This window comes from Allobosea sp. Root483D1 (assembly GCF_001429505.1).
In the GTDB taxonomy this organism is placed as follows: Bacteria; Pseudomonadota; Alphaproteobacteria; order Rhizobiales; family Beijerinckiaceae; genus Allobosea.
The window spans coordinates 1-25,080 of sequence record NZ_LMJW01000021.1 but is presented as its reverse complement, the minus strand read 5'-3'; the positions used below and the strand labels follow the sequence as shown (position 1 = coordinate 25,080).

General features: G+C 66.7%; 30 protein-coding genes and 1 pseudogene. 10 read left to right on the top strand and 21 right to left on the bottom strand.

All coding sequences use genetic code 11. From position 1 onward, the window contains the following. On the top strand, positions 1–609 hold the full coding sequence (locus ASE66_RS22465) for a TPM domain-containing protein (protein ID WP_057191995.1): 609 nt from the start codon (positions 1–3) through the stop codon (positions 607–609). A 21-nt stretch (positions 610–630) separates the two neighbouring features. On the opposite strand, the gene ASE66_RS22460 is transcribed toward ASE66_RS22465, so the two are convergent. From ASE66_RS22460 to acnA, 11 genes are all read right to left on the bottom strand, one after another. Further along, positions 631–1,383 (bottom strand): DUF1223 domain-containing protein, encoded by a 753-nt coding sequence (locus tag ASE66_RS22460; protein ID WP_057192065.1) that lies wholly within the window; start codon positions 1,381–1,383, stop codon positions 631–633. Positions 1,384–1,451: 68 nt separating this feature from the next. Further along, entirely contained in the window at positions 1,452–2,480 is a 1,029-nt protein-coding gene (locus ASE66_RS22455; RefSeq protein ID WP_200964637.1) for a lipid A biosynthesis lauroyl acyltransferase, read from the bottom strand. Between the two features lie 61 nt (positions 2,481–2,541). Beyond that, positions 2,542–3,564, bottom strand: coding sequence for a zinc-binding dehydrogenase (locus ASE66_RS22450; RefSeq protein WP_057191994.1), 1,023 nt, complete (start codon positions 3,562–3,564; stop codon positions 2,542–2,544). A gap of 10 nt (positions 3,565–3,574) precedes the next feature. Then, on the bottom strand, positions 3,575–3,859 hold the full coding sequence (locus ASE66_RS22445) for a type II toxin-antitoxin system mRNA interferase toxin, RelE/StbE family (RefSeq protein WP_057191993.1): 285 nt from the start codon (positions 3,857–3,859) through the stop codon (positions 3,575–3,577). Further along, positions 3,856–4,095, bottom strand: a complete 240-nt coding sequence (locus tag ASE66_RS22440) for a CopG family ribbon-helix-helix protein (protein WP_057191992.1) — start codon at positions 4,093–4,095, stop codon at positions 3,856–3,858. The genes ASE66_RS22445 and ASE66_RS22440 overlap by 4 nt, the downstream gene beginning before the upstream one ends. Positions 4,096–4,193: 98 nt before the next feature. Further along, on the bottom strand, positions 4,194–4,940 hold the full coding sequence (locus ASE66_RS22435; RefSeq protein ID WP_057191991.1) for an SDR family oxidoreductase: 747 nt from the start codon (positions 4,938–4,940) through the stop codon (positions 4,194–4,196). Continuing rightward, a complete protein-coding gene (locus tag ASE66_RS22430; RefSeq protein WP_057191990.1) occupies positions 4,937–6,220 on the bottom strand; it encodes a beta-ketoacyl-ACP synthase in 1,284 nt (427 codons plus the stop codon). The genes ASE66_RS22435 and ASE66_RS22430 overlap by 4 nt, the downstream gene beginning before the upstream one ends. Before the next feature lie 11 nt (positions 6,221–6,231). Then, positions 6,232–7,362, bottom strand: coding sequence for a beta-ketoacyl-ACP synthase (locus ASE66_RS22425; protein ID WP_057191989.1), 1,131 nt, complete (start codon positions 7,360–7,362; stop codon positions 6,232–6,234). Between the two features lies 1 nt (position 7,363). Next, the gene (locus ASE66_RS22420; protein ID WP_057191988.1) at positions 7,364–7,825 is read right to left on the bottom strand and encodes a 3-hydroxyacyl-ACP dehydratase FabZ family protein; all 462 of its coding nucleotides are present in this window, start codon (positions 7,823–7,825) and stop codon (positions 7,364–7,366) included. 90 nt (positions 7,826–7,915) lie between these two features. Next, entirely contained in the window at positions 7,916–8,197 is a 282-nt protein-coding gene (locus ASE66_RS22415) for an acyl carrier protein (RefSeq protein ID WP_057191987.1), read from the bottom strand. Positions 8,198–8,389: 192 nt separating this feature from the next. Further along, complete coding sequence (acnA, locus tag ASE66_RS22410; RefSeq protein ID WP_057191986.1) at positions 8,390–11,101, bottom strand: aconitate hydratase AcnA; 2,712 nt, start codon at positions 11,099–11,101, stop codon at positions 8,390–8,392. A gap of 236 nt (positions 11,102–11,337) precedes the next feature. Here acnA and ccmA point away from each other — a divergent pair, with 236 nt between their 5' ends. Then, positions 11,338–11,958, top strand: coding sequence for a heme ABC exporter ATP-binding protein CcmA (gene ccmA / locus ASE66_RS22405; RefSeq protein ID WP_244495026.1), 621 nt, complete (start codon positions 11,338–11,340; stop codon positions 11,956–11,958). Further along, positions 11,955–12,620 (top strand): heme exporter protein CcmB, encoded by a 666-nt coding sequence (gene ccmB / locus ASE66_RS22400; protein ID WP_057191985.1) that lies wholly within the window; start codon positions 11,955–11,957, stop codon positions 12,618–12,620. Before ccmA ends, ccmB begins: the two co-directional genes overlap by 4 nt. A gap of 2 nt (positions 12,621–12,622) precedes the next feature. On the opposite strand, the gene ASE66_RS22395 is transcribed toward ccmB, so the two are convergent. Continuing rightward, positions 12,623–12,856, bottom strand: coding sequence for a hypothetical protein (locus tag ASE66_RS22395; protein ID WP_057191984.1), 234 nt, complete (start codon positions 12,854–12,856; stop codon positions 12,623–12,625). Positions 12,857–13,061: 205 nt separating this feature from the next. On the opposite strand from ASE66_RS22395, the gene ASE66_RS22390 reads away from it, so the two are divergent. From ASE66_RS22390 to ASE66_RS22380, 4 genes and pseudogenes are all read left to right on the top strand, one after another. Next, positions 13,062–13,304 carry a hypothetical protein gene (locus ASE66_RS22390; protein ID WP_057191983.1) on the top strand — a complete coding sequence of 81 codons (243 nt, stop codon included), beginning with the start codon at positions 13,062–13,064 and terminating at the stop codon, positions 13,302–13,304. Positions 13,305–13,413: 109 nt separating this feature from the next. Further along, on the top strand, positions 13,414–14,172 hold the full coding sequence (locus ASE66_RS22385; protein ID WP_057191982.1) for a heme ABC transporter permease: 759 nt from the start codon (positions 13,414–13,416) through the stop codon (positions 14,170–14,172). Then, positions 14,169–14,303: pseudogene (ccmD, locus tag ASE66_RS33740) on the top strand (heme exporter protein CcmD); the annotation flags it as partial. The gene ASE66_RS22385 and the pseudogene ccmD, both read left to right, overlap by 4 nt. 36 nt (positions 14,304–14,339) lie before the next feature. Continuing rightward, positions 14,340–14,936 (top strand): DsbE family thiol:disulfide interchange protein, encoded by a 597-nt coding sequence (locus tag ASE66_RS22380; RefSeq protein ID WP_057192062.1) that lies wholly within the window; start codon positions 14,340–14,342, stop codon positions 14,934–14,936. Positions 14,937–15,053: 117 nt separating this feature from the next. On the opposite strand, the gene purQ is transcribed toward ASE66_RS22380, so the two are convergent. The 6 genes from purQ to purC form a co-directional block, all read right to left on the bottom strand. Then, complete coding sequence (gene purQ, locus ASE66_RS22375) at positions 15,054–15,749, bottom strand: phosphoribosylformylglycinamidine synthase subunit PurQ (protein WP_057191981.1); 696 nt, start codon at positions 15,747–15,749, stop codon at positions 15,054–15,056. Beyond that, positions 15,746–16,252 carry a GNAT family N-acetyltransferase gene (locus ASE66_RS22370; RefSeq protein ID WP_057191980.1) on the bottom strand — a complete coding sequence of 169 codons (507 nt, stop codon included), beginning with the start codon at positions 16,250–16,252 and terminating at the stop codon, positions 15,746–15,748. Before ASE66_RS22370 ends, purQ begins: the two co-directional genes overlap by 4 nt. Next, positions 16,249–16,491 (bottom strand): phosphoribosylformylglycinamidine synthase subunit PurS, encoded by a 243-nt coding sequence (purS, locus tag ASE66_RS22365; RefSeq protein ID WP_057191979.1) that lies wholly within the window; start codon positions 16,489–16,491, stop codon positions 16,249–16,251. Before purS ends, ASE66_RS22370 begins: the two co-directional genes overlap by 4 nt. A gap of 53 nt (positions 16,492–16,544) precedes the next feature. Further along, positions 16,545–16,985, bottom strand: a complete 441-nt coding sequence (locus tag ASE66_RS22360; protein WP_057191978.1) for a hypothetical protein — start codon at positions 16,983–16,985, stop codon at positions 16,545–16,547. A gap of 33 nt (positions 16,986–17,018) precedes the next feature. Further along, entirely contained in the window at positions 17,019–17,552 is a 534-nt protein-coding gene (locus ASE66_RS22355) for a hypothetical protein (RefSeq protein ID WP_156412282.1), read from the bottom strand. A gap of 62 nt (positions 17,553–17,614) precedes the next feature. Further along, positions 17,615–18,409, bottom strand: a complete 795-nt coding sequence (purC, locus tag ASE66_RS22350) for a phosphoribosylaminoimidazolesuccinocarboxamide synthase (protein ID WP_057191976.1) — start codon at positions 18,407–18,409, stop codon at positions 17,615–17,617. A gap of 344 nt (positions 18,410–18,753) precedes the next feature. Here purC and ASE66_RS22345 point away from each other — a divergent pair, with 344 nt between their 5' ends. Together ASE66_RS22345 and ASE66_RS22340 are read left to right on the top strand one after the other, a co-directional pair. Beyond that, the gene (locus tag ASE66_RS22345) at positions 18,754–19,077 is read left to right on the top strand and encodes a DUF1476 domain-containing protein (protein ID WP_057191975.1); all 324 of its coding nucleotides are present in this window, start codon (positions 18,754–18,756) and stop codon (positions 19,075–19,077) included. 140 nt (positions 19,078–19,217) lie between these two features. Beyond that, the gene (locus tag ASE66_RS22340; RefSeq protein ID WP_057191974.1) at positions 19,218–20,003 is read left to right on the top strand and encodes an HpcH/HpaI aldolase family protein; all 786 of its coding nucleotides are present in this window, start codon (positions 19,218–19,220) and stop codon (positions 20,001–20,003) included. Between the two features lie 107 nt (positions 20,004–20,110). On the opposite strand, the gene ASE66_RS22335 is transcribed toward ASE66_RS22340, so the two are convergent. Further along, a complete protein-coding gene (locus ASE66_RS22335; protein WP_057191973.1) occupies positions 20,111–20,752 on the bottom strand; it encodes a DNA-3-methyladenine glycosylase family protein in 642 nt (213 codons plus the stop codon). 89 nt (positions 20,753–20,841) lie between these two features. Between ASE66_RS22335 and gluQRS the strand changes: the two genes are divergently transcribed. Continuing rightward, on the top strand, positions 20,842–21,726 hold the full coding sequence (gluQRS, locus tag ASE66_RS22330; protein WP_057191972.1) for a tRNA glutamyl-Q(34) synthetase GluQRS: 885 nt from the start codon (positions 20,842–20,844) through the stop codon (positions 21,724–21,726). Positions 21,727–21,755: 29 nt separating this feature from the next. On the opposite strand, the gene ASE66_RS22325 is transcribed toward gluQRS, so the two are convergent. After that, on the bottom strand, positions 21,756–22,673 hold the full coding sequence (locus ASE66_RS22325) for an AEC family transporter (protein ID WP_057191971.1): 918 nt from the start codon (positions 22,671–22,673) through the stop codon (positions 21,756–21,758). 24 nt (positions 22,674–22,697) lie between these two features. Then, positions 22,698–24,737: a M23 family metallopeptidase gene (locus tag ASE66_RS22320; RefSeq protein WP_057191970.1), complete on the bottom strand. Its 2,040-nt coding sequence runs from the start codon at positions 24,735–24,737 to the stop codon at positions 22,698–22,700. Between the last annotated feature and the right edge of the window lie 343 nt (positions 24,738–25,080).

Genomic DNA, 25,080 nt, shown 5'->3' with positions numbered 1-25,080 from the left:
ATGCTGAATTCCGACGATCGCGACGCCATCGCCGAAGCCGTGCGCGAGGCCGAGCGCCAGACCTCCGGCGAGATCGTCGTCGTCGTCGACCGCGCCGCCGGCAGCTATGTCGCGGTGCCGCTCGTGCTGGCGCTGGCGCTCGCGCTGGTCGTGCCCTGGCCATTCCTGCTGCTGACGACATTGAGCGCCGCGAGCATCTTCCTGACGCAGCTCATCGCGGCGGCGCTGCTGCTTGCGACCCTGCTCTGGTATGGGCGCGGCGGGCGCTTCGTGCCTGGCTTCGTCAAGCGGCGGCAGGCGCATGAGACGGCGCTGCGCGAGTTCACCGCGCGCGGGCTGACGCTGACGCGGGGACGCACCGGCGTGCTGCTCTACATCGCCGTGCAGGAGCGCTATGCCGAAGTGGTGGCCGATGCCGGCATCTCCGCCAAGGTCGATGGCGAGGCCTGGCAGAAGATCGTCGAGCCGCTGCTCGCTGCGGCGGCGCAGGACGCCTTGCGAGAAGGCCTGATCGCGGCGGTGCGCGATGTCGGCGCCGTGCTTACCGCGCATGCGCCGCCGGCCGCCGACGATGTCGACGAACTGCCCAACAAGGTGGTGATCCTGTAGAGGCCGGCTTCCTTTGGCCGTTTACTTGGCCGGGCCGCGGGCCGCGCCGAGGATCGCGCTCTGGCGGGCATAGGGATCGCCCTGAACCAGCACGACATAGGAATCGGCCTTTGCGGCTGAGCGGACGGTCTCGAGCGGCACGGTCAGCGACGCAGCTGCTCCGTTCCATTCGCCGATGCGACTGATGCCGCGCACGACATTGGCATAGGTCACGGTCTTGCCGCTGTTCTCGCCGCGCTCGATCGGCACGGTCGCGGTGCGGCTGACCTGCAGCAGCAGGACCACGGCCGGCTTCTCGCCGGTGAACGGGGCCGTGCCCAAGCCGACACGCAACGTGCCGTCCGCCTCGACGAGGTCGATCTTGACCGGGAAACCGTCCTTGCCCTGCTCCTTGACGAGCTTGTCGATGCCGCCCTTGTCGGAGCCGACGATATGGGCGGTGCCATTGACCACCGCCTGGGGCGTGTAGATCTGGCCGTCGCCGCGTGCCTTGGCGTAGAGCTTCTGGCGCTTGCTGAAGACCTCCTGGCCGAGCGTGTCCTTCCAGCCGAGATAGTCCCAATAGGTCACCGGCAGGGTGAGCGTGATCAGCTTTGGGTCCTTGGCAAGCTCGGTGAAGAGCGCGTCCGCCGCGGGGCAGGACGAGCAGCCCTGGCTGGTGAAGAGCTCCACCACCGCCTGCGGCTGGGCCGTGGGCTGCTGGGCATGCGCCGGGAGCCCTGCGAGGAGCAGGAGAGCAGCGGCAGCAGCGATGTTGCTGATGTGGCGGACCATCATTCAAACTCGACGCCTGTATAGAAGCAGGCGGTTACCAAAAGCGCTACTCTCCACTCAATTGGAAATCACGTTGCCTTGAAAACAGGCTTCTGCGGCGCCTGCTCGCGAAAACGTGCCAGCGCCTCGGCGCCGATCAGGTTCGGACGCCAGCGCCGGTGCATCCAGAGCCATTGCTCGGGATGCTCCCGGACCCAGCCCTCGACCACGGCGGTCATCATCGCCATGGCGCCGGTGACGTCGATCTCGCCATTCGTATCGCGCGGCAGATCGAGCGGCGGCGTGAGTTCGATGCGGAAACGCCGGTTCGGTAGGCGGATGACGCGCACGCCATGCACCGGGCATTCGAAGCGGCGGGCGAACTTGCCGAGGATCGGATTGGTCAGCGCCGGACGTCCCAGGAAAGGCACGACCACGCCGCGGGTGAAATGCTGGTCGATCAGCATGCCGAGATGGCCGCCATTCTCGAGCACGCCCTGCATGGCGAAGGCGGCGCCCTGCTTGGCGGCGGCGAGCCCACCCATGGCGCCGGAGCGGATCTCGTGGACGACGGCGGCAATCGCCGGATCGTTCGGGGCGCGGAAGACGGCGGTGGTGTCGAGATCGTAGGTCGCGGCGCAGATCGCCGGCAGTTCCCAATTGCCGAGATGGGCGGAGAAGATCAGCCCCGGCTTGGCGTCGTCCTTGAGCGCGATGAAATGCTCGATGCCGACGACCTCGACCCGGCCATTGGGGTCGGGGTTGTGGTAGTCATAGTCGAACAGCGTCTTGAGATGGGCGTATTCGGCGACGGTGCGGCCGAGATTCTCCCAGCCACCGCGGACGAGGCGCCGGGCTTCGGCGTCGTCGATGCCGGGGAAGGCGGCGCGGACATTGGCATAGGCGACCCGGTTGACCGGGATCAGCGGGCTCGCGCTGCGCAGGAGCCAGCCGCCGAGATCGGAAGCCCGCTCAAGGCCGAGCGCGCGCAGGAAGGCGAAGACCGCGCGGATGAGCCCGATCATCAGCGCAGCGCCGATGCGCGTCGCAAATTGCTTCAGTTGCCTCAAGATCCCCGCCCGGTGCGCCGGCGCAGCGTCCGGGAAGGACCTCGCCATCGCGGCGCGACTTGCGGGATTGTGGCCGGCGCGTCAAGTCGCGCCGGCTCGAAGGGCCTGATCAGAGCGTGACGATGACCTTGCCGAAGACCTTGCGGGCCTCGATCCGGGCGAGGCCCTGCTCGAATTCGGCGAGCGGGAAGACCGTATCGATCACCGGCTTCATGCCGGCGGCCATCTTCTCCAGCGCTTGCGAGATGTTCTCGATCCGGCAGCCGAACGAGCCGGTGATCCGATATTGCTGCTGGAAGAGCTGCATCAGGTTGATGGTCGCCGAGGGGCCGGAGGTGGCACCGCAGGTGACGAGGCGGCCGCCGCGCTTGAGGCAGAGCAGCGAGCCGTTCCAGGTGTCGGCGCCGACATGTTCGAAGACGACGTCGACGCCCTTGCGCTTGGTCAGACGCCGGACCTCGCCCTCGAAACGCTCGGTCTTGTAGTTGACGACGAAATCGGCGCCGAGCGCCTTGGCTTTCGCGCCTTTCTCGTCGTCGCCGACGGTGGTGTAGACGGTGCAGCCGATCGCCTTGGCCATCAGGATCGCCGCGGTGCCAATGCCGGAGCCGCCGGCATGGACCAGCACCGATTCGCCGGGTTCGAGCCCGGCATTGTCGAACAGCATGTGCTGGACCGTGCCGAAGCCGATCGGCGCGCAGGCGGCCTCCTCGAAGGAGACGCCCTTCGGCGCCTTGATGACGAGGCGCTCGGGCCGGTTGACCAGTTCTCGGGCGAAGCCGTCGATGTGGAAGCCCATGATGCCGGCGACGTTCTCGCAGAGATTGTCGCGGCCCTCGCGGCAGGCCTTGCACTGGCCGCAGGTCTCGGCGCCGTACATCGTTACCGTATCGCCTTCGCGAAAGCGCGAGACGCCCTCACCGACGGCGACGACCTCGCCAGCCGCTTCGACGCCGGCAGCCTGCGGCATCTTGCGCTTGGCGAAGGCCATGCCGCGGAAGCCCCAGAGGTCGAGATAGTTCAGCCCGACGGCGCGCACGCGGATCTGGACCTCACCGGCCGCCGGTGGCGGTGGCGGCTCGATCTGTTCGAGGCGGAGATCGCGGTCGCCATGAAGCTGGAGCGAGAGCATGGATCGTCTTTCAGAGCTGGTCCGGCCATTGCTGCGAGGCGTGCAGGACAGCGAGGATTTCGACGCGCCCGTTACGGACGCGATAGGGAAGTATGTAGGGCGTACCCGTCACCACGAATTCGCGGGTGCCGTCAACACGGCCGGGCCGGCCGAGATTTGGATGATCAAGCAGTGATTGCACCTTGGTCTCGATGAGGAGAGCAAGACGCTCCGCTGCGGTCGGGCTGTCGGTGGAAACATAAGCGAAGATCGCGTCGATTTCAGCGAGAGCTCGCTTGGTCCAGCGAAGCTTCACGGCTTCGTCCGGTACTTTGCGAAGACAGCGTCGACTTCCTCATCGGTCGCGAATTCACTTCGATCGGCTTCCGCCAGACCGGCCTTGATTTGCTCGATCTGCCAAGCATTGAGCTTGATGTAGTTCTCGATCGCCTTGGCAGCGAGCCAGTTGCGTGAGCGGTCGGTATCCGATGCCAGCGCGTCGAGCTTGGCGAGGGTCTCGGCGTCGAGGCGAATCGTGAAGGCTGCCGTCATGATGGTTCACTCCGGTTCGAAGTGAACTTAGGCGATCTTCTACTCTCCGCCAAGCGCCGGCCGTTTACCATGTTTCACGTGAAGCGTTGGCGCCAACGTTAGCGATGCACGCCCATCTGCGCGGTAACCCCGCCATCGATCGGCAGCACGGTGCCGGTGATGTAGGCCGCAGGGGGGCTCAGCAGGAAGGCGGCGAGGCCGGCGACCTCGTCCGGCCTGGCGAAGCGGCCTGCCGGGATCTGGCTTTCCATCTTGTCGCGATAGGCGGCGTAGGGCGCCATCATGTCGGTGTCGACGAAGCCGGGTGCGATCACGTTGACGGTGACGCCGCGCTTGCCGGTCTCGACCGCGAGCGTCTTGGCATAGGAGATCAGCGCACCCTTGGAGGCGGCATAGGCCGCGTTGCCGGGATTGCCGCGCAGCGCCGCGACCGAGCCGATCGCGACGATGCGGCCGGCCCTGGCGCGGATCATGCCGCGCATCAGGCTCTTGGCGAGACGGGTGAAGGCCCAGAAATTGACCTGCATCGCGGCTTCCGCCTTGTCCTGGACCAGCATGGCGGCGAGCGTGTCATAGGGCTGGCCGGCATTGTGGACGAGGCCGAACCAGGCTTCGTCCTCGCAGTGCTCGCAGAAGGCGTCGAGCGCGGGTTTGTCGGAGAGATCGAGCGGCAGAGCGCGCACGGTGCGGCCGGGCGCGGCGGTGGCGATCTCTGCGGCAAGCGCCTGCGCCTGCTCGGCCGAGGAGCGATAGGTGAAGTCGACATCGTGGCCATCAGCCACGAGCGCCCGCACGATCGCGGCGCCGACGCCCTTGGCGCCGCCGGTGACGAGAACCTTGGTCATGCTGCTGATGGCCCCGCCGTCAGGACGAGGCAGGTGTTCTGGCCGCCGAAGCCGAAGGAGTTAGACAGCACGGTGCGCACCTTGGCGTCGCGAGCCTGGTTGGGGACGACATCGATTGCGATCGCCGGATCAGGCGTATTGTAGTTGATCGTCGGCGGGATGCGGCCATTGGCGATGGTCAGCAGCGAGATCACCGCCTCGACCGCACCGGCGGCCGTCAGCGTATGGCCGAGCATCGACTTGTTCGACGAGATCGGCAGCTTCGCCATGCGCTCACCGAAGACGGCGGAGCAGCTCATCGCCTCCATCTTGTCGTTCTCCGGCGTCGAAGTGCCGTGGGCATTGATGTAGTCGACATCGTCCGGGGTGAGGCCGGCATCGGCGAGGGCGTCCTGCATGGCGAGGATCGCCGGCTTGCCGTCCGGGCTCGAGCGGGTGCGGTGGAAGCCGTCGCCACGCTCGCCGCAGCCGGCGACGATGCCGAGAATGGTCGCGCCGCGTGCGAGCGCGTGGTCGTAATCCTCCAGCACCAGCGCGCCGGCCCCTTCACCCATGACGAAGCCGTCGCGATTCTTCGAGAACGGCTTGGCGGAGGCTTCCGGCGGGTCGTTTTGGGTCGAGAGCGCCGAGAGCAGCGAGAAGCGGATCAGCGCCTCGGCATGGACCGAGCCGTCGGTGCCAATGCAGAGCGCAGCTTCAGTCTCGCCGCGGCGGATCGCCTCGACGCCCATCTGGATTGCGGTCGCGCCCGAGGAGCAGGCGGTCGAGAGCGAGATCGGCGAGCCCTTGGTGCCGAACTTCTCGGCGATGTGCTCGGCGACGCCGCCGAACAGGAAGAGCTCATGCATCGCCTGGTGCTTATGACGAGCGGCGACGCGCAGCAGCGCGTCATAGTCGGCGTCGCCATCGACGGCCTGCGCCAGCTCCTGCTTCTGCGGCCATTCCATCTCGACCGGCGGCACTGCCATGAAGAGCTCGCCGGGGAAATCGCCGGCGGCGCCGAGGCCGCTCTGCGCCACTGCTTCCTCGGCGGCGAGCGTGGCGAGCTTCTCGGAAAGTTCCGGCGCGGCGAAGGAGCCGTCGAACAGGAAATCGACGGTCGCTGCGATAGTGGTGCGCAGGCCTTCGGTCGGGAAGCGCTCGATGCGGTGGATGCCGGAACGGCCGGCGGTCAGGGCCTCCCAGTTGGCATCCTTGCCCTGGCCGAGCGAGGTGATGATGCCGAGGCCGGTGACGGCGACGATCGGCCGGCCCTGGCTGTCGCGATGGTTTGCACCCATGACGCCTCTCCTTAAGCCTTGACCAGACGGGCAGCGCCCTCGCCGCGCCAATGCGCGGTGCCGGTGACGATCGCCTCGTTCGCCGCGCCGGTCGAGAGGGCTGCGGCTGCCAGTGCGACCGAGACCGGGAAGGCGGCTTCGAGGGAATGGCCGGTGAAGTCGCCGGTGGCGATGCGGCGCGCAGCTGGCGCGGCCTTGGCGATCGCGGCCGCCTCCTCCTCGGTGATCCCGGCGCAGCCGGTCGCAGCCGAGATCGCCAGTGCGTCCGATGCGAGCGGGCCGAAACCGGCGAGCAATTCGTCCAGCGCCTTGGCGACCGAGCCGGGCTGGCGGCGGCTGCGATGAGCGGCCGCATGGCTGAGGCGGGCATGGGCCCTGGCGCCGCGCGCTGCAGCCCGCTCGGCCGATTCGACCACGAGGAAGGCGCCGGCGCTGCCGGTGATCATGCCGGGCACATCGTTGCGGGAGAAGACGGGAGCAAAATCCGCGGCGCGCAGAAAGCCGCCGAGCTCGAGCAGCAGCAGCATGTCGCGGCGCTCGGCGTTGTAGGCGCCGCCGACGAGGATGATTTCGGCCTGGCCGGCCTCGATCCGCGCCCGGGCCGTGCGGATCGCGTCGACGCCGGCCTGTTCCTCGCCCATCAGCGTGCGCGAGGCGCCGGTGATGCCGTGGACGATGCCGATATTGCCGGCGAGCAGGTTGGAGAGCTGGGCCAGGAACAAGGTCGGCCTGAGATCGCCCATCAGCCGCTCGTTGAGGAAGGCTCCGGGCTGGTTGGCGTTGCGCAGGCCGGTCAGCACGGCGGCGTCGACGGCGTGGTCGCGTTCACCGCCGCCGGCGGCGACGATGACCTGGAGCTGGCTCTTGGCCTCCGCGTCGTCCTTCAGCCCGGCATCGTCGAGGGCAAGACCTGCGGTATAGACGCCGAGGCGCTGCCAGGGCTCCATCTGGCGCTGGTCAGACTTCTTCGGGATCTGCCGGTCGAGCTCGAGTGGCTTCAGCGGATGCAGCGGATAGGGCGCGAAGCCCTGGCTGTCGACGATCGGCGCAGCGTTGGAGGCGAGCGCCTGGGCGTGCGCCTCGATGCCCTCGCCGAGGCTGGAGGCGAGGCCGATGCCGGTGATGACGACGTCGCGGGCCATGTCAGACTGCCTCCGGCGAGAGGCCGATGGCAGCGATGCGAGCCTGCATCAGGGTGCGCATATCGGCGGGAAACGGCATCAAGCGGAAGCGCAATTCGGCGTCGCAGATCGGCTTGCCGGCGATCGAAATCTTCGCCTTTGTCGCAGCGTAGCCGGAGCCCTCATGGACGAGCTCAGCGCTGACGTCGAGCACGGCGTCGGGTTCGACGAAAGTGCGGAAACGCGCCTTGTCGACCATCATCAGGAACGGCATCTGCGTCAGGCCGTTGAGCCCGAGCAGCAGATAGCCGGAGGCCTGCGCCATGGTCTCGGTAAGCAGGACGCCGGGAACGAGCGGGTGGCCGGGGAAATGGCCCTCGAAGACCGGGCTTTGCGCCGGAACGGTCGAGCGGGTCAGGATCCGCTTGTTCGCCGGATCGAAGCTCTCGACCTTGTCGATCATGTCGAAATATTCGAGGCGCATGCGGCTCCAACCCGTCTCGCCGCGATCGGGGTCTTGCCCCGCTTGCGGCGCTTCAACGTCCAGCGGTGGCTCTTTCGAGCCGGTGCTCGTTCAGGCGGCTTTGGCGGCGACGAGGTCGTCGATGCGCTTGCAGAGATTCTCGAGCACGAAATACTGCTCTGCCGGCGCCTTGCCCTCGTTGACCTCCTGGGTCCACTGCTCCAGCGGCAGCTTGATGCCGAAGGCCTTGTCGATCGCGAAGGCGATGTCGAGGAAGGCGAGGGAGTCGATGCCGAGATCTTCGATCGCGTGGCTCTGGGGCGTGATCTTCTCGCGAGGAATGTCGCAAGTCTCCGAAATGATGCCGGCGACCGTCTCGAACGTGGCGGACATGCGGGTGCTCCGTCGTGGAATGATGATGGCGGATGGCGTCCGGGCGCGTTCGCCCCGCGCCTGCCCCAAGCCCCCCGCCGAGGATGACTGTGACCGCCCCCTTACACCTCAGTGCAGAATAGGACAACCGTCACGACCAAAGAGGGACGCCCGGCTCGAGGGCCGGGCGTCCAGTATCGTCGCCGCCGAATCTTACGCGGCAATGCCGCGCAGCACGTAGTGCAGGATGCCAGCGTTCTTGAAGTAGTCGAGCTCGTCCAGCGTATCGATGCGGCAGAGGATCGGAACCTTCTTCACCTTGCCGTCGGCATAGGTGATTTCGGCTTCGAGGGTCTGGCGCGGCTTGACGGTGGCGAGGCCCTTGATCGTCACGCTTTCGTCGCCCTTGAGGCCGAGCGAGGCCCAGCTCGTGCCCTCCTGCAGGGTGAACGGCACCACGCCCATGCCGACCAGGTTCGAGCGGTGGATGCGCTCAAAGCTCTGGGCGATCACGGCCTTGACGCCGAGCAGGTTGGTGCCCTTGGCCGCCCAGTCGCGCGAGGAACCGTTGCCGTATTCGACGCCGGCGAAGATCACCAGCGGCACCTTCTCGGCCTGGTAGCGCATCGAGGCGTCGTAGATCGGCAGCTCTTCCTTGCTGGGATAGTGGATGGTGTAGCCGCCCTCGCGCCCGTTCGGGCCCATCATGTGGTTGCGGATGCGGATGTTGGCGAAGGTGCCGCGCATCATCACCTCATGATTGCCGCGGCGCGTGCCGTACTGGTTGAAGTCGGCGACGGCGACGCCGTGCTCGGTGAGATAGGCGCCTGCCGGCGAGGCGGCCTTGATCGAACCGGCCGGCGAGATGTGGTCGGTGGTGATCTTGTCGCCGAACAGGCCGAGGATGCGGGCGCCGACGACGTCGGTGACCGGTACCGGCTGCTTGCCCATGCCGCGGAAATAGGGCGGGTTCTGTACATAGGTCGAGTTGTCGTCCCATGCATAGGTCTGGCCGGTCGGCGCCTTGACCTTCTGCCAGTTGGCGTCGCCCTTGAAGACGTCGGCATACTTCGCCTTGAAGATCGCCTTGGTGACGTTCTTGGCGATGAAGGCCTGGATCTCCTTGTTGGAGGGCCAGATGTCCTTGAGGTAGACCGGCTTGCCGTCCTTGCCCATGCCGAGCGGCTCGATGGTCAGGTCGATTTGTACCGAACCGGCCAGCGCATAGGCGACGACCAGCGGCGGCGAGGCGAGATAGTTCGCCTGCACGTCCGGCGAGACGCGGCCCTCGAAGTTGCGGTTGCCCGAGATCACGGCGCCGGCGATCAGGCCCTGATCGTTGATCGCCTTCGAGATCGGCGCCGGCAGCGGGCCGGAATTGCCGATGCAGGTGGTGCAGCCGAAGCCGACCAGGTTGAAGCCGAGCTTGTCGAGATCCTTCTGCAGGCCGGCCTTGGCGAGATACTCGGCCACGACCTGCGATCCCGGCGCCAGCGAGGTCTTGACCCAGGGCTTGACCTTGAGGCCCTTCGCCACGGCGTTGCGGGCGAGCAGGCCGGCGGCCATCAGCACCGAAGGGTTCGATGTGTTGGTGCAGGAGGTGATGGCGGCGATGACGACGTCGCCATGGCCGAGATCGAACTTCTCACCCTCGACCTTGACGCGGCGCGAAAGCTCGCTGCCCTTCTTGTAGTCGCTGTCCATCGCGGCGGCGAAGCCGCTCTTGATCGCGCCGAGATCGGCGCGGCCTTCCGGACGCTTCGGGCCGGCCATCGAGGCCTGCACCGTGGCGAGGTCGAGCTCGAGCGTGTCGGTGAAGACCGGGTCGGGCGTCGAGCGGGTCGCGAACAGCCCCTGGGCCTTTGCATACTTCTCGACGAGGGCGACGCGGGCGGCCTTGCGGCTGGTGGTCTCCAGATAATTCAGGGTCTCGGCATCGACCGGGAAGAAGCCGCAGGTCGCGCCGTATTCCGGGCCCATGTTGGCGATGGTGGCGCGGTCGGCCAGCGTCAGATTGTAGAGGCCGGGGCCGAAGAACTCGACGAACTTGCCGACGACGCCCTTCTTGCGCAGCATCTGCGTGACCGTGAGCACGAGGTCGGTCGCGGTGATGCCTTCCTTGAGCTTGCCGGTGAGCTTGAAGCCGATCACCTCGGGCAGCAGCATCGACTGCGGCTGGCCGAGCATGGCGGCCTCGGCCTCGATGCCGCCGACGCCCCAGCCGAGCACGGACAGGCCGTTGACCATGGTGGTGTGCGAATCGGTACCGACCACGGTGTCGGGATAGGCGACCTCGACGGTCTCGGTCTTCTTGCCCTTCTTCACCTTCTCCTTCGCCGTCCAGACGGTCTGGGCGAGGTATTCCAGGTTGACCTGGTGGCAGATGCCGGTGCCCGGCGGCACGACGCGGAAATTGTCGAAGGCGCCCTGGCCCCATTTCAGGAAGCGGTAGCGCTCGCCATTGCGCTGGTATTCAAGATCGACGTTCTGCTTGAACGCCTTGGGCGAGCCGAACTCGTCGACGATGACGGAATGGTCGATGACGAGATCGACCGGGACCAGCGGGTTGATCTTCTTGGGGTCGCCGCCGAGCGCGACGACGCCGTCACGCATCGCGGCGAGGTCGACCACCGCCGGCACGCCGGTGAAGTCCTGCATCAGCACGCGGGCAGGGCGGAAGCCGATCTCCTTGCCGGCCTTGCCCTTGTCGTCGAGCCAGCCGACGAAATTCTCGATATCGGCCTTGGTGACGGAGCGGCCATCCTCGAAGCGCAGCAGGTTCTCGAGCAGCACCTTCATCGAGAAGGGGAGCTTGGAAATGCCGGCGAGGCCGTTCTTCTCGGCCGCCTTCAGCGAGTAATAGACATATTTCTTCGTGCCGACGGTCAGCGTCTTGCGGCACTTGAATGAATCGAGCGAGGCCATTTTGGCTTACATCCTGATCAAGGGGTTGCGGTCACGAGCCGAATTCCTCCTTGCGGATGAATCCGGTCGAAGGCCTGTTGCGCATGACGCGCACGCCGCCCCGGGAGTGCCCGAGCCCCGCGCCGGATCGGCGTGCGGCGTAGCCACGGGTTCTATAGATCAATTCCAAGAAGCCCGCTACAGGCTCGATATGCGTCGCACGAGGAGCTAATGACGCTTCGGAAGACAGGCTCGGCGTGACGCAGATTCGATTCCAGACGTTTGCCCTGACGGCCGAAGCGCTCGCCTGCCGCCGTGGCGGTCGCGCGATCTTCGACGGCGTCGGCTTTCGTCTGGAAAACGGCGAGGCCATCGCGCTCACCGGCCGCAACGGCGCCGGCAAGTCGAGCCTGATCGCCATGCTGTGCGGACGCCTGCGCCCCGAGGCGGGTGCGATCCGGCTCGATGGTCTCGACGACATGCCGCTGGCAGAGGCCGCCCATCTGGTCGGGCATCGCGACGGGCTCAAGACCGCGCTGACCGCGGCCGAGAACCTGCGTTTTGCGCAGGAGCTGCTTGGTTCGCCGGGGCAGAATCCCGCTGAGGCGCTCGCCACGGTCGGCCTGCCGCATGTCGGGCCGTTGCCGGTCGGCTATCTCTCGGCCGGCCAGCGCCGGCGCGTCGCGCTGGCGCGGCTCCTGGTGGCCTCGCGGCCGATCTGGTTGCTCGATGAGCCGATGGCGGCGCTCGATGTCGGCTCGCAGACGATGCTCTCCCAACTGATGCAGGCGCATCTGGCCGCGGGCGGTGCGATCCTGGCCGCGACCCATGGACCGCTCGGCCTCGACGGCGCGCGCGAACTCAGGATCGGGCCGTGAGCCGCGCCTTTCTCGCCATCCTCCGGCGTGATCTTGCGCTGGCGATCCGGGCCGGCGGCGGCGGCGAGCTCGCGCTCGTCTTCTTCCTGACCGTCGTCGTGCTGATCCCGTTCGCGCTCGGGCCCGACCTCAACCTGCTGTCGCGGATCGGCCCGGCCATCCTCTGGCTTGGCGCGCTTCTGGCGACGCTGATCGGGCTCGACCGGCTGTTCCAGGCCGATGAGGAGGATGGCTCGCTCGACCTGATCCGCGGCGCGGCGCTGCCACTGGAACTCGCCGTCTTCGCCAAGGCGCTGGCGCATTGGCTGACGACGGGCCTGCCGCTGACGCTCGCTGCGCCGCTGCTCGGCCTGCTCGTCGCTCTGCCGGCCGAAGGCGTCGTGCCGCTGACGGCGAGCCTCGCGCTGGGAACGCCGGCGCTGAGCTTCATCGGCGCGGCGGCGGCGGCGCTGACCGCGACCCTGCGCCGCGGCGGCTTGATCCTGCCGATCCTGGTCGCGCCGCTCTGTGTGCCGGTGCTGATCTTCGGTGTCTCGGCCGCCGATGCGGCGCGCAGCCCGATGTCGCTGCAGAGCCCGCTGCTGATCCTCGGAGCGCTGTCGTTGGCGTCGGCGGTGATGGGTTGCGTCGCGGCTGCGGCGGCGTTGCGCCAGCCGGAGTGAGTTCAGTTCAAGGTTGGCTGGCCGTCGCTGGCATTGAGTTCGAGCGCACAGCCGGATTGGGACGCAAGCTGCGCAACGACAGAGGCGATGTCCTCGAGTGCAACATTGTCTTCGGCAAAACGAAGCTGGACCTCGCCCGCCACGCCGAAGACGTCGATGATCCGCGATTCACCGGCCTTCAAGCGAATCGTCGTTTCGATATCGCGACGCATGGGGTCTGAAAGCTTGATGAGCATGACTATCCCTCCTGAACTGAGAGATAGCGCAGGGACTAAAGCAATTCAAGAAAAAAGTTAAATTATTTCAATATGTTAGTAAGTTGCTGCGAAGGTGATGCAGTGGCATGGCGCTAAGGTGGCGCTTCCGGCGCCACCCCTTGCAAAAGCGTCTTTTGTGCTTATACCATCACTTACTCATTTTTAGCGTGATGGGGAGCGCGCAATGTCTGACCTAGAGCGTGGCGAACGTCTGCAGATCATGCTGAGCGCGGACGAGCTCCGCGCCGTCGAGAACTGGCGCTTCGACAAGCGCATGCCGAGCCGCGCGGCCGCGGTGCGGGAACTGCTCAGGCGTGGCCTGAGTGCGGAGGGCTTCGACGTCGCTGCGGATGGCGCCCGTTCCGGCAGCTTCAGCGTTCTCGAGAACGACGCAGGCATTGGGTCGAACGCCTCCGAAAAGGATTAGCGCTATCGGGGGCCTCATCGTCGCAGGCGTCGCTCATCGATTGTGAGCCGGGCCGGCGATTGCTACATGCTCTCTGGTCGAAAAAAGAGCAGAGCCGGCCACCACCTTCATGGCGAGCCTTACCGAACTGGCCAATCCGGCGCGCTTCATGCGCCTGTCGAGCGCGTTGCTGCCCTGGCTTTCGGGCACCGCGGCGCTGCTGCTCGCCATCGGCTTCTATCTCGTCTGGTTCGTCGCCCCGTCCGACTACCAGCAGGGCGAGACCATCAAGATCATGTACATCCATGTGCCGGCCGCCTGGCTGGCGCTGATGTTTTATTCGATGATGGCGCTCTCGGCGCTCGGGGTCCTGGTCTGGCGCCATCCGCTGGCCGATGTCGCCCAGCAGGCCGCGGCGCCGATCGGCGCCTGTTTCGCGCTGATCTGCCTGCTCACCGGCTCGTTCTGGGGCAAGCCGATGTGGGGCACCTACTGGGTCTGGGATGCACGCCTGACCTCGATGCTGGTGCTGTTCCTGCTCTATCTCGGCGTCATCGCGCTGCGCCGTGCCATCGATGAGCCCTCGCGCGCCGGGCGCGCCGTCGCAATCCTGACGCTGGTCGGCTGCGTCAACATCCCGGTCATCAAGTTTTCGGTCGACTGGTGGAGCACGCTGCACCAGCCGGCCTCGGTGCTGCGGCTGGGCGGGCCGACCATCCACGCCTCGATGCTCTGGCCGCTCGTGATCACCGCGCTCGGCTTCACGCTGCTGGCGCTGGCGCTGCACTGCGCCGCGATGCAGGCCGAGATCCTGCGCCGGCGAGTCCGGACGCTGACGATCTTCGAGGCCGAGCGGCTCGACCGGCTTTCCCTGCAGGCGGCGCAATGATGGACCTGCTCGGACAGCATGCAGGCTTCATCCTCGCCGCCTATCTGGCGGCTGCGGTGATCCTGCTCGGCCTGGCTGCAACCATCCTGCTCGACCGGCGCGCGCAGAGGCGTGCGCTCGCGGCGCTGGAGGAACGCGGCGCCGGCCGCCGAAGCGGTGGGCACGCCATGAGCGAAGCCTCGGTTTCGCCGCCACGGCGCTCGCCCTGGCTCTTCGCCATCCCGCTGTTGATCTTCGCGGCGCTGGCGGCGGTGTTCGCCAAGGGGTTGTTCTCGGGCGATGCCAGCAAGGTGCCCTCGGCTCTGATCGGCAAGCCGGCCCCGGCGATCACGCTGACCCCGCTGGAAGGGCTGCAGCGCGACGGTCAGCCGGTGCCCACATTCAGCATCACTGACCTCGCCAAGGGCAAGGCGACGATCGTCAACGTCTTCGCGAGCTGGTGTGCGCCCTGCCGGGTCGAGCATCCCTTCCTCGTCGCCATGGCGGATTCGGCCGCGGTGAAGCAGGGCAAGGTCGCGCTCGTCGGCTTCAACTACAAGGACGAGACCGAGAATGCCCGCCGCTTCCTCGGCGCGCTCGGCAATCCCTATTCGGCCGTCGGCGTCGATCGCGCCGGCCGCGCCGCGATCGACTGGGGCGTCTACGGCGTGCCCGAGACCTTCCTGATCGGGCCGGACGGGCGAATTTTGGAGAAGCATGTCGGCCCGCTCGACGGGCAGGCGGCGTCGCGGATACTGGCGAAGGCTGCGGCACTGGTGAAATGACGCGCGTCAGCGCGTCATGGTCGGGCTTGACCCGACCATCTCAGGACGAGAAGGCATCTCTTCCGGCACGAGATTCTCGGGTCTGCGCTGCGCTTCGCCCGAGAATGACGCGCTTTGTCAGGCCGCGTTCTTAGCCCCGACCAGGCTTTCGAACATGCCGCGTCCGTCGGTGCCGCCGACGAGGCCGTCGATCAGGTTTTCCGGGTGCGGCATCAGGCCGAGAACGTTGCGGTTCGGCGAGTAGATCCCCGCGATGTGGTTGAGCGAGCCGTTCGGATCGGCCTCGGCCGTGATCTGGCCGTCGGCATCGCAATAGCGGAAGGCAACGAGGCCTTCGCCTTCGAGCCGGGCGAGGGTCTCGGTATCGCAGATGTAGTTGCCTTCGCCATGAGCGATGCAGACATCGATCACCTGGCCTTTGGCATAAGCCGAGGTGAAGGCCGTGTCGTTGCGCTCGACCTTGAGGTGCTGGCGTTTGCAGACAAATTTCAGATTGGCGTTGCGAGCGAGGACGCCCGGCAACAACCCGGACTCGCAGGCGATCTGGAAGCCGTTGCAGATGCCGAGGACGAGGCCGCCGCGCGCCGCATGCGCCCGCGTCGCGTCCATGATGTGGGCGCGGCCGGCGATGGCGCCGCAGCGCAGATAATCGCCATAGGAGAAGCCGCCCGGCAGGACGACGAGATCGGTTCCGGCCGGCAGTTGATGATCGCCATGCCAGACATTCTCGACGGTCGCGCCGGCCTGGCGCAGCGCCTTGGCGACGTCGCCGTCGCGGTTCGAGCCGGGGAAGGTGATGACGGCGGCCTTCATGGATTCGCCCTTTTCGGCTGACGGTAGCTCTCGGCATCCATCGTCATGGTGATCACCGTGACGGTTTTGCCATTATGTCCCGGCTCTTCGCGGCGGTTCTCCTCCCTCATCCCGAGGGCAGAGTAAAGAGCGATGCCACTTGCATTGTAGGCGCGGACGCCGAGACGGGCACTGCGGGCATCGAATTCATCGAAGATCACTTGCAGCGCATGGCCGAGCAATTGCCGACCATAGCCACGCCGCGGCTCGTCGACGGCAATGCGGCGCACCAGGATGGAATCGGCTGCGAGGCCGACCTCCTGCAGCATCACGAAGCCCGCGATGGCGCCATCCGGCTGGCGTGAGACGAAATAGCGATGCGTTGGGTCGGCCATGCCGGCGAGGTGTTCCTCGCGGCTCCAGCGCCCGACGGTCGCCTCATAGCCGGGCCTGCGCTCGCAGGCCATGATCGCGTCGATATCGGCCGGCGTCGCCGGTACGATCATCGACGTGTCCAGGCTCACGCCTGCAACTCGACGCGGTAATTCTCGATCACGGTGTTGGCGAGCAGCTTCTCGCAGGCCGCCTTGAGCGCAGCCTCGGCAGCGGCATTGTCGGCGCCGTCGAGCTCGATGTCGAAGACCTTGCCCTGGCGGACCGAGCCGACGCCTTCGATGCCGAGGGATTTCAGCGCGCCCTCGATCGCCTTGCCCTGCGGGTCGAGCACGCCGGTCTTGAGGGTGACGGTGACGCGGGCTTTCATTGTGATCTCCGGGCGGGATTGTGCGGGTGCCTTAGCGGCGAATCGCCGAGGGCTCAACTCTTTGTCGCGTCCGCCGACGCGGCGGCGGTGACGCGGTTGTCCAGCAGGCCTTGCAGATAATCGAGCACGGGCCTCGCAGAGTCGCCGCCCATCTTGGCATGTGTGAGCAGCGGGATGCCGTGGGGACCAGATGCAGTCAGGGCAGCAGGCAGGGCGGCGAGATGGGCGCGGACCAGGTCGAGATGCCCGAGCATCGCTGCCGCGAAGACATCCATTCGAGCGCCCCGTGCGAGCAGGAACTCGGCGATCTCGCGCCGACCCGTATGGGCTGCGGCGCCAAGACCGCTCTCCCAATCGCCGCCGCCCCAATCCCAGACCGCGTTCACGAGGGTCGGATGCTCGGCGACGAGGGCCGTGACCCGCTCGAGATTGCCATGGGCGGCGCGGACGAAATCCTGGACCAGAAGAGGGTCGAGCTGTGGCTTGTCGCCCATCGGGGCCTCCTGATTGCGGATCGATCGGCCGCGTCAGCGGCTCGCCCAGGTGGCGCGGGCGAAATCCTGGGCCGCTTGCGAATCGTCGGTCACCGCGATCGCCATGGCGAGCGTATTGTCCTTGCGGGCGTAGAGGATCGCGGTCGCGGCCAGCCGGCCGCCTTCCTTGGCCCGGATCTCGACGAGAATGCCGTCGGTACCCTCCTGCTTGAAGCGGGAGACGGTGGTGGTGCTCTTCGGCTTCTGCGCCTGCTTCGCCTTCGGACGCTTCGAGAATTCGCGCGCCAGCCGCACCGGGTTGAGCGCGAGCGTCCTCGCCATATCGGCGGCTTCGCGGCCTTCGAAGCTCAGCAACGCGGCCACGCCAGGGCGCTGGCAGTCCTGCGGCGTGCAAAAGACCATCGCCTTCGGGTTGATGCCGTCGTTCACCACCCAGTTCTGGATCGGCAGCGGCTCCCAGCCGCGCCCGGCGGCGAGCTGGACGAGGCCCGGTCCGAAATGATCGGCGCAGCCGGCGATCAGCAGGAGGCCGAGTGCGAGCGCGCCAAAACGCAAACGGGAGCGCAAGCGCCCCCGTCCGTCGATCATAGCCTCTGTAGCCGTCACGCTCACTGCACGAGGCGCGGCAATTATTGCACGAGCCGGGGGCCTGCCGGGCCCGGCTTCTCGTTCTCGCCGAGGATGCCGAGGCGGCGTGCCACCTCGGTATAGGCCTCGATCAGTCCGCCCAGGTCGCGGCGGAAGCGATCCTTGTCCATCTTGTCCTTCGACCGGATGTCCCAAAGGCGGCAGGAATCGGGGCTGATCTCGTCGGCGACGACGATGCGCATCATGTCGCCTTCCCAGAGGCGGCCGCACTCGATCTTGAAGTCGACGAGACGGATGCCGGCGCCAAGGAAGAGGCCGGAAAGGAAATCATTGACGCGAATGGCGAGCGCCATGATGTCGTCGATCTCCTGCGGCGTCGCCCAGCCGAAGGCGGTGATATGCTCTTCCGAGACCATCGGATCGTTCAACGCGTCGTTCTTGTAGTAGAACTCGATGATCGAGCGCGGCAGCTGGGTACCCTCCTCGATGCCGAGCTTGGTCGAGAGCGAGCCGGCCGCGACATTGCGGACCACGACCTCGAGCGGAATGATCTCGACCTCGCGAATCAGCTGCTCGCGCATGTTGAGCCGGCGGATGAAATGCGTGGGAACGCCGATGTCGTTCAGGTTGCTGAAGATATGCTCGGAGATGCGGTTGTTCAGCACACCCTTGCCGTCGATCACTTCATGCTTCTTGGCATTGAAGGCGGTCGCGTCGTCCTTGAAATGCTGGATCAGCGTTCCGGGCTCCGGTCCCTCATAGAGGACCTTCGCCTTGCCTTCGTAAATGCGACGGCGGCGGTTCATCGGGATATACCGTGGCTTGAGGAAATCCAAAGGGTCGGCCTCTCTCTGGTCGCGGTTGCCCGCGGCGGGATCATGGCCCTTTTCAGCACGCTCTCGCGCAATCTCGTTGCTCTGTCGAGTTCGATCCTGGCGCGCCGGTCTGGCTGGTTCATGTGGGCCTTGCTCCTGAAGAACTGGCCACACTCGCGCTATATGGGCCTTTCGCGCTGCAAACGCAACAAAGCGCCGGGGGCCACGTCGCGGCGCCGGATTCGACGGTGCGGGTCAGCTTGAACAGCTGAGCCTCTAGCCCGCACCGCCATCAGGTTGCTATATGGCGAAGCTGATATCGCGCCGCAGCATGATTTTGCCGCTCCGAAGAGGATAAGAGCCACATGACCACCTTCGACCAGCGCAAGGACGCGTACGAGAGCAAGTTCGCGCATGACGAGGAGCTGCGCTTCAAGGCGACGGCCCGCCGCAACAAGCTGCTTGGCCTGTGGGCGGCCGAGAAGCTTGGCAAGAACGGCGCCGATGCCGACGCCTATGCCAAGTCGGTGGTGCTCGCCGATTTCGAGGAGGCCGGCGACGACGATGTTCTGCGCAAGGTCAAGGCCGATTTCGCCGCGGGCGGCGTCACGGTCGCCGATGACGAGATCCGCCGGACCATGACGGAGCTGCTGATCAAGGCCGCCGACGAGGTCCAGGCCGGCCGCTGACGGGGCGGCCGCTTGCGCGGCCTCCACGCATTGCGCCCTTGAGCATGGCGCATGCCGCATGGTTTGCCTTTCACCGCTGGTTCGGTCCAGGGTCACGGACCCGCCAGTGGTGAAGAGCGGGCAACCGGATGAATGCGCCCATGACCGCCGCCAAGCCGACCGTGCTGTCCTCGCTCGCCGATCGCCTCGCCAAGGGCGAGACGCTGCTGTCCGCCTGGTGCGGCCTGCCCGATCCGAGCATCGCCGCGATCCTGGCGCAGGAGGGCTTCGACGCGGTCACGCTCGACATGCAGCACGGCCCGATCACGCTGGCCGAGGTGATCCGGGCGATTCCGCTGATCAACGCCGCCGGCAAGCCGGCGCTGGCGCGCATTCCGGTCGGCGAGTTCCAGAACGTCTCGAAGCTGTTCGATTCCGGCGCATCGGGCGTGATCGCGCCGATGATCAACACGATCGAGGATGCGCGCCGGCTCGCGGCTTATGCCAAGTATCCTCCGCTCGGCGAGCGCAGCTGGGGCAGCTATGGCGGTCTCGGCGCCTCCGGCCTCGACCAAAACAGCTATCTCAGGCAGGCCAACGCCTTCTCGCTGACCTTCGCGATGATCGAGACGCGCGAGGCGATGGCGATCGTCGACGACATCCTCGCTCTTGAGGGGATCGATGCGCTTTTCGTCGGCCCGTCCGATCTCTCGATCGCGCTCTCGGGTGGGGCTTCCGTCAACGCCGCGGCCAAGGAAGTCGACGATGCGATGCGCCATATCGTGGCGCGGGCCAATGCGGTGAAGAAGCCGGTCGCTTTCTATGCCGCGAGCGCCGAGCGCGCCGCGCAAGGCATCGCGCTCGGCGCGCGGCTGGTCACGGTGATGAGCGACACGGGCTTCCTGCGCAATGCGGCGCAGACGGCGCTGAAGATCGCGCGCGGCTAGATCACCGGCGTCCGACAAGACGCGATAATGGTGATCTATCTCGTTGTTATTGCATCGGATTTTTCCGAAAAGTGGATTCCACTTTTCGGTCCGATGCTTTAGCCGCTTCAGGCGTTGATGCCCTCACGGGATTTCAGCGCCGCATAATAGGCCCAGAGCAGCCGCGCGGCGACGCCGCGCCAGGGCCGCCATGCCTCCGCCAGTTCGGTCAACTCGACCGGCTTCGGGCGCGCCGGCAGTGCAAAAGCGACCTTCGCCGCCTCCTGCACGGCGAGGTCGCCAGCGGCGAAGCCGTCGCGATGGCCAAGGCAGAACAGCAGATAGACATCCGCCGTCCAGGGGCCGATGCCGGAGACCGCGGTCATGTGCGCATGGACGAAGTCCGGCGTCGCCGTCTCCAGCGCGGCGAGATCGAGCTTATTCTCGGCGATCGCGGCGGCGACGGCGCGCAATGTCTTCTGCTTCGGCCGCGACAGCCCCGACAGGCGCATCTCATCGTCGCTGGCGGCGAGGACGCGCTCCGGCGTCAGGGGGCTGAGCACGCTCTCGACCCTTGCCCAGACGGCGCGGGCGCTCGCCACCGAGAGCTGCTGCGAGACGATGATCGAGGCGAGGCTGACGAAACCGCTGTCGCGCCGGCGCAAGGGCGGGATGCCGGTACGGGCGATGATCCGTTCCCAGGCAGGATCGAGCGCAGCGAGGGCGACCATGCCTTCTTCGAGATCGGCGTTGCAGGAAATCGTCGTCATGTCGGTCCGGTCTATCGCCGATCACCAGTCCCGGTCCTGTCAGGAGGGCGGGCTTGGCGGGAGATGCGGCGGACCATAGACAGGAGGAGATGGCGTCGTCTCCACCCGTTTTCCGTTTCGCTCCCAGTCCGAACGGGCGGCTGCATCTCGGCCATGCCTATTCGGCACTGGAGAATCAGCGGTTGGCGGCGCGCTTCGGCGGTGAGTTGCTACTGCGGATCGAGGATATCGACCTGACGCGCTGCCGGCCGGAATTCGAGCAGGGCATTGATGAGGACCTCGCCTGGCTCGGCATTGGCTTCGCGCCGCAGGTGCGGCGGCAATCCCGGCATTTCGACGATTATCGCCGGGCGCTGGATCGGCTCGATGCGATGGGGCTGGTCTATCCCTGCTTCTGCTCGCGCCAGGAGGTGAAGGATGCCGTACGCCGGCGCGAAGCCGAGGCCGGAACGCCCTGGCCTCGCGATGCCGATGGTGCGCCACTCTATCCGGGGACGTGCCGTGCCCTGAGCGAGACGGAGTCACACCGGCGCCGCGAGGCAGGCGAGCCGCATGTCTTACGCCTCGCCATCGGCCGAGCCCTGGCCCGCATGGCCGGCGCGGCGCTCTCCTATCGCCTCTTCGACGAGAATGTCGCGGAGAGCGAGGTCGCCGTCGATCCGGCGCGCTGGGGCGATGTCGTGCTGGCGCGCAAGGACGTGCCGACGAGCTATCATCTCTCCGTGGTGGTCGACGACGCGCTGCAGGGCGTCAGCCATGTCGTGCGCGGCAAGGACCTGGAAGCTGCGACCGATATCCATGTCCTGCTGCAGCGCCTGCTCGATCTGCCGACGCCGCGCTACCATTTCCACCGGTTGCTCAGCGACGAGACCGGGCAGAAGCTGGCGAAGAGCCGGCTGTCGCAGAGCCTCGCCGATCTGCGGGCTCAGGGGACGAGTGCGGAAGCGATCCGGCGGCAACTTGGTTTCACGTGAATCGCTACAGCCTGTGAGGCTGGGTGAGCTCAGCCGACCCCCAAAAAGGTTAGCCAGCCGATCGTGGTGAAGAGCGAGAGCCCGGTCGAGAGCGCGATCGCGCTCGAGGCATCGGCGACGCCCCGCTTGTAGCGTTCGGCGAAGAGATAGGCGTTGATGCCGCAGGGGCAGGCGGCGAAGAGCACGGCGACGCCGGCCCAGGCCGCCGGCATGGCGAAAACCTTCGTCGCCAGCAGGAAGACGATGAGGGGGTGCAGCACGAGCTTGAGGAAGCTCAGCACCGTCGGCAGGCCGATGCCCGAGGCCAGGCCATAGCGCCGAAGCGCGATGCCGAGGCTGATCAAGGCGCAGGGGACGGCGGCGCCCGCGATCAGGTCGACGATCGACCAGAGTGGCGTTGGAACCAGGGCGACGAAGGGGCGCGCGGCGCTGCCGAGCAGGATGCCGACGACGATCGGGTGGGTGAACAGTCGCTTGAGCAGCAGGAGCGGCGAGGTGCCGCGGCCTTCGGCGAGCAGGGTCGCGGCCGTCATGGTCACCGGCAAATGCACCGCGAGCAGCAGGCCGAGCGGGACAGCGCCGGCTTCGCCATAGGCCTTCAGGATCATAGGCACGCCGACAAAGACGGTATTCGACTGTGCTGCGGCGAAGCCGGAGACGACGAGCTCCGGGCCCTTACGGGCGAACAGGCGCTTCGCCACCAGTTGCGCGATCAGCCAGACGATGGCGAGGCCGGTGAAATAGGAGATCCAGTAACCCCAGGGCTGGTCCGGCGGGATCGCGGCCGTCGCCAGGGTCTTGAACAGCAGGCAGGGGACGGCGAGCACGAAGACGAAGTCGGAGAGACCTTCGCCGGTGGTTTCGCGCAGCAGCTTCACCCAGCGCGCGGCATAGCCGATCGCAATCAGGCCGAAGACGGGCAGAACGATGAGCAGCGAGGAGAGCATCTGGCCTGTGACGGGGGTGGAATATCAGCGCAATTGCGCGGTCTGGCCTCCGGCCTTCTCGATCAGGCCCTGAACCTCGTCGCGCTGGCGCTTGAATTCGGCGAGCGCCTTGCCATCGAGCTCACGGCCGCGCGGCACCTTGATCTTCATCGGGTTGACGAAGTTGCCGTTGACCATGACCTCGTAGTGCAGATGCGGCCCGGTCGAGAGGCCGGTGTTGCCGAGGAAGCCGATCACCTGGCCCTGGCGAACCTTGACGCCCGGCGCGATGCCCTTGGCGAAGGCCGATTGGTGCGAATAGGTGGTGACGTAGCCATTGGCGTGCTGGATCTCGATGCGCCGGCCATAGCCGGAATCCCATTCCGCCTTGATGATCGTGCCGTTGCCGGCGGCCAGGATCGGCGTGCCGATCTTGTTGGCCCAATCGATGCCGGTGTGCATCTTCGAATAGCGCATGATCGGGTGATAGCGCATGCCGAAGCCCGAGCGCATCTCGGCATCGGTGATCGGTTTGCGCAGCAGGAACTTCTTCAGCGAACGGCCGTCATTGTCGAAATAGTCGATCAGCCCGTCTTCGGGCGCCTGATAGCGGAAGACCTGGCGCGTCTCGCCGTTGACGGTGAGGGTCGCCGACAGGATTTCGGCGCGCTCGCCGTCGTCGTCATCGGTGAAGATGACTTCGAGATTGTCGCCGCCGCGCACGCGCTGCTGGAAGTCGAGATCATAGGAGAAGATCCGGACGAGCTCATCGATCAGCGGGCGCGGGAGGTCATGGCGCAGGCCGGTCTCGTAGAGGCTCTCATAGAGCCGGGCTCCGGTGCCGGCCTCCTCTTCCTCTTCCTCCTCGTCATCCTGGTTGCCGACTTGCGACTTCTGCTGCGGGCCGATCGTCTCGCTTCTCGGCAGGGAGACCGGGACGAACAGACCCTTGTCGTTGACGGCGATCGCGGCGGAGGGCCGGCCGTTGTCGAGCAGGGCGACGCGCATGATCTGGCGGGGATCGCCCGGGCGCGGGCCGGGCGCGAACAGCGCCTGCAGCACCTGGCCTTCCGGCAGAGCGGCGACCTTCACCCGGCCGTCGAAGGCCTTCATCATCGAGACGATCTGGTCGCGGTTCGCGCCGGCATTGCGTATCACGGTCTCGAAGTTCTCGCCGCGGCGGGTGATCAGCAGCTTCTCCTCGACCTGCGGCTCGCGCGTGGCGGCCATCGGGGTCTTCGGTGCGTTCGTCACGTTCTCCGGGACGACGCGGACCTCGATGTTCGAGAAGGAGGTGTCGGTGGCGGGCGCGTAAGACAGGAGATTGCCGGCGCCTGCGCCGGCGGCCTGGTTGCCCTGGGCCAGGGTGCGGCTCAGCATCAGCTGGGGCGGGATCGGCAGCGCAGCGCGGCGGTCGGCGGCGGCGAGGTTGGCGCGCTCCTCCTCCATCTGGTTGACGACGTCGGCGTCGGTGAGATTGGCCTTGCCCGGCATGATCGGCAGGTCGGCGAGGTCGCGCTTGGTGATCGAGACGTCCGCATCCGGCATTTCGGTGACCGGCTCGGCATAGCGCTCGCTGCCGGGCGCGCCCTCGGCGAAAAGCCGCAGCGGATTGAAGGGCGGGATGTTGGCGGCGTAGACGCCGCTGGTCAGCGACAGATTGGTCGACAGGCGCACGAAGGGGCGGACCCGGATGACCTCGCGGTCGCCGATGCGCTGGGACATCGGGGCGCGCACGCTGTGCCGCGCCGAGGCGATCGGCTGCTCGGCGACGAGCTTGTCGCCCTTGCGGGCGCCGCCGCCGGCCGAGGTGGTCTGATGCGGAGTGACGGGCTCCGGACGCTCGGCGAAGCTGGTGTCGCCGCGCACCGCGACCAGGATGGCGCCGCCGAGGAGCGCCGCGCCGCAGGAGCCGACCAGCAGGCAGGCGAAGAGCCAGCGCAGCGAGACGCCGCGGCGGTCCATGCCGGCGGGCGTGGACCCGGCCGGGGTGATCGGCGGCTCGATCCCGAGATCGACGAGCAGTGCTGTCGCTTCCGGCGTCAGCGGCTCATGCGGCGCTCTGAGGTCCGGAGGGGCGTTCATCGGGCGTCTGGCGAATCCATTGAAACGCCCGACGGGCGCCGGGCTCGATGCCGTTAACGAGCATGGCCCCTATATAGAGAAGAGCATGCCTGCGTCACGCGCGGGAATCAATCTTGGGGCTGGTCCTGGCAAAGGCTCCCGTGCGCTCGCCGTGGCTGTGGGGAAAAATTGCGGCTGTTTGCGGGCGAGCGCTTGCCCTCGGCCAGCCTGTGTAGGGCCGGGGCGTGAGAAAGGCGGGCAAAACGCCCGAGAATCGCGAGCCGGAAAAAAAACGAACGGCTGTCGAAAAACTTTCATCTCTCGTGTTGACATGGGGAGCTGGTGGCTCCTATAAAGCGGCCAT

Bases quoted from the DNA above. Each gene is read 5' to 3' on its own strand.
- ASE66_RS22460 (WP_057192065.1), bottom strand. From the start codon at position 1,383: ATGGTCCGCCACATCAGCAACATCGCTGCTGCCGCTGCTCTCCTGCTC.
- ASE66_RS22435 (WP_057191991.1), bottom strand. From the start codon at position 4,940: ATGACCAAGGTTCTCGTCACCGGCGGCGCCAAGGGCGTCGGCGCCGCG.
- gluQRS (WP_057191972.1), top strand. From the start codon at position 20,842: ATGGCGTCGTCTCCACCCGTTTTCCGTTTCGCTCCCAGTCCGAACGGG.
- ASE66_RS22380 (WP_057192062.1), top strand. From the start codon at position 14,340: ATGAGCGAAGCCTCGGTTTCGCCGCCACGGCGCTCGCCCTGGCTCTTC.
- ASE66_RS22390 (WP_057191983.1), top strand. From the start codon at position 13,062: ATGTCTGACCTAGAGCGTGGCGAACGTCTGCAGATCATGCTGAGCGCG.
- ASE66_RS22425 (WP_057191989.1), bottom strand. From the start codon at position 7,362: ATGGCCCGCGACGTCGTCATCACCGGCATCGGCCTCGCCTCCAGCCTC.
- ASE66_RS22455 (WP_200964637.1), bottom strand. From the start codon at position 2,480: ATGGCGAGGTCCTTCCCGGACGCTGCGCCGGCGCACCGGGCGGGGATC.
- purQ (WP_057191981.1), bottom strand. From the start codon at position 15,749: ATGAAGGCCGCCGTCATCACCTTCCCCGGCTCGAACCGCGACGGCGAC.
- ASE66_RS22360 (WP_057191978.1), bottom strand. From the start codon at position 16,985: ATGGGCGACAAGCCACAGCTCGACCCTCTTCTGGTCCAGGATTTCGTC.
- acnA (WP_057191986.1), bottom strand. From the start codon at position 11,101: ATGGCCTCGCTCGATTCATTCAAGTGCCGCAAGACGCTGACCGTCGGC.
- ASE66_RS22320 (WP_057191970.1), bottom strand. From the start codon at position 24,737: ATGAACGCCCCTCCGGACCTCAGAGCGCCGCATGAGCCGCTGACGCCG.
- ASE66_RS22415 (WP_057191987.1), bottom strand. From the start codon at position 8,197: ATGTCCGCCACGTTCGAGACGGTCGCCGGCATCATTTCGGAGACTTGC.
- ASE66_RS22430 (WP_057191990.1), bottom strand. From the start codon at position 6,220: ATGGGTGCAAACCATCGCGACAGCCAGGGCCGGCCGATCGTCGCCGTC.
- ASE66_RS22325 (WP_057191971.1), bottom strand. From the start codon at position 22,673: ATGCTCTCCTCGCTGCTCATCGTTCTGCCCGTCTTCGGCCTGATTGCG.
- purS (WP_057191979.1), bottom strand. From the start codon at position 16,491: ATGAAAGCCCGCGTCACCGTCACCCTCAAGACCGGCGTGCTCGACCCG.
- ASE66_RS22440 (WP_057191992.1), bottom strand. From the start codon at position 4,095: ATGACGGCAGCCTTCACGATTCGCCTCGACGCCGAGACCCTCGCCAAG.
- ASE66_RS22420 (WP_057191988.1), bottom strand. From the start codon at position 7,825: ATGCGCCTCGAATATTTCGACATGATCGACAAGGTCGAGAGCTTCGAT.
- ASE66_RS22395 (WP_057191984.1), bottom strand. From the start codon at position 12,856: ATGCTCATCAAGCTTTCAGACCCCATGCGTCGCGATATCGAAACGACG.
- ASE66_RS22340 (WP_057191974.1), top strand. From the start codon at position 19,218: ATGACCGCCGCCAAGCCGACCGTGCTGTCCTCGCTCGCCGATCGCCTC.
- ASE66_RS22465 (WP_057191995.1), top strand. From the start codon at position 1: ATGCTGAATTCCGACGATCGCGACGCCATCGCCGAAGCCGTGCGCGAG.
- ASE66_RS22385 (WP_057191982.1), top strand. From the start codon at position 13,414: ATGGCGAGCCTTACCGAACTGGCCAATCCGGCGCGCTTCATGCGCCTG.
- ASE66_RS22450 (WP_057191994.1), bottom strand. From the start codon at position 3,564: ATGCTCTCGCTCCAGCTTCATGGCGACCGCGATCTCCGCCTCGAACAG.
- ASE66_RS22335 (WP_057191973.1), bottom strand. From the start codon at position 20,752: ATGACGACGATTTCCTGCAACGCCGATCTCGAAGAAGGCATGGTCGCC.
- ASE66_RS22345 (WP_057191975.1), top strand. From the start codon at position 18,754: ATGACCACCTTCGACCAGCGCAAGGACGCGTACGAGAGCAAGTTCGCG.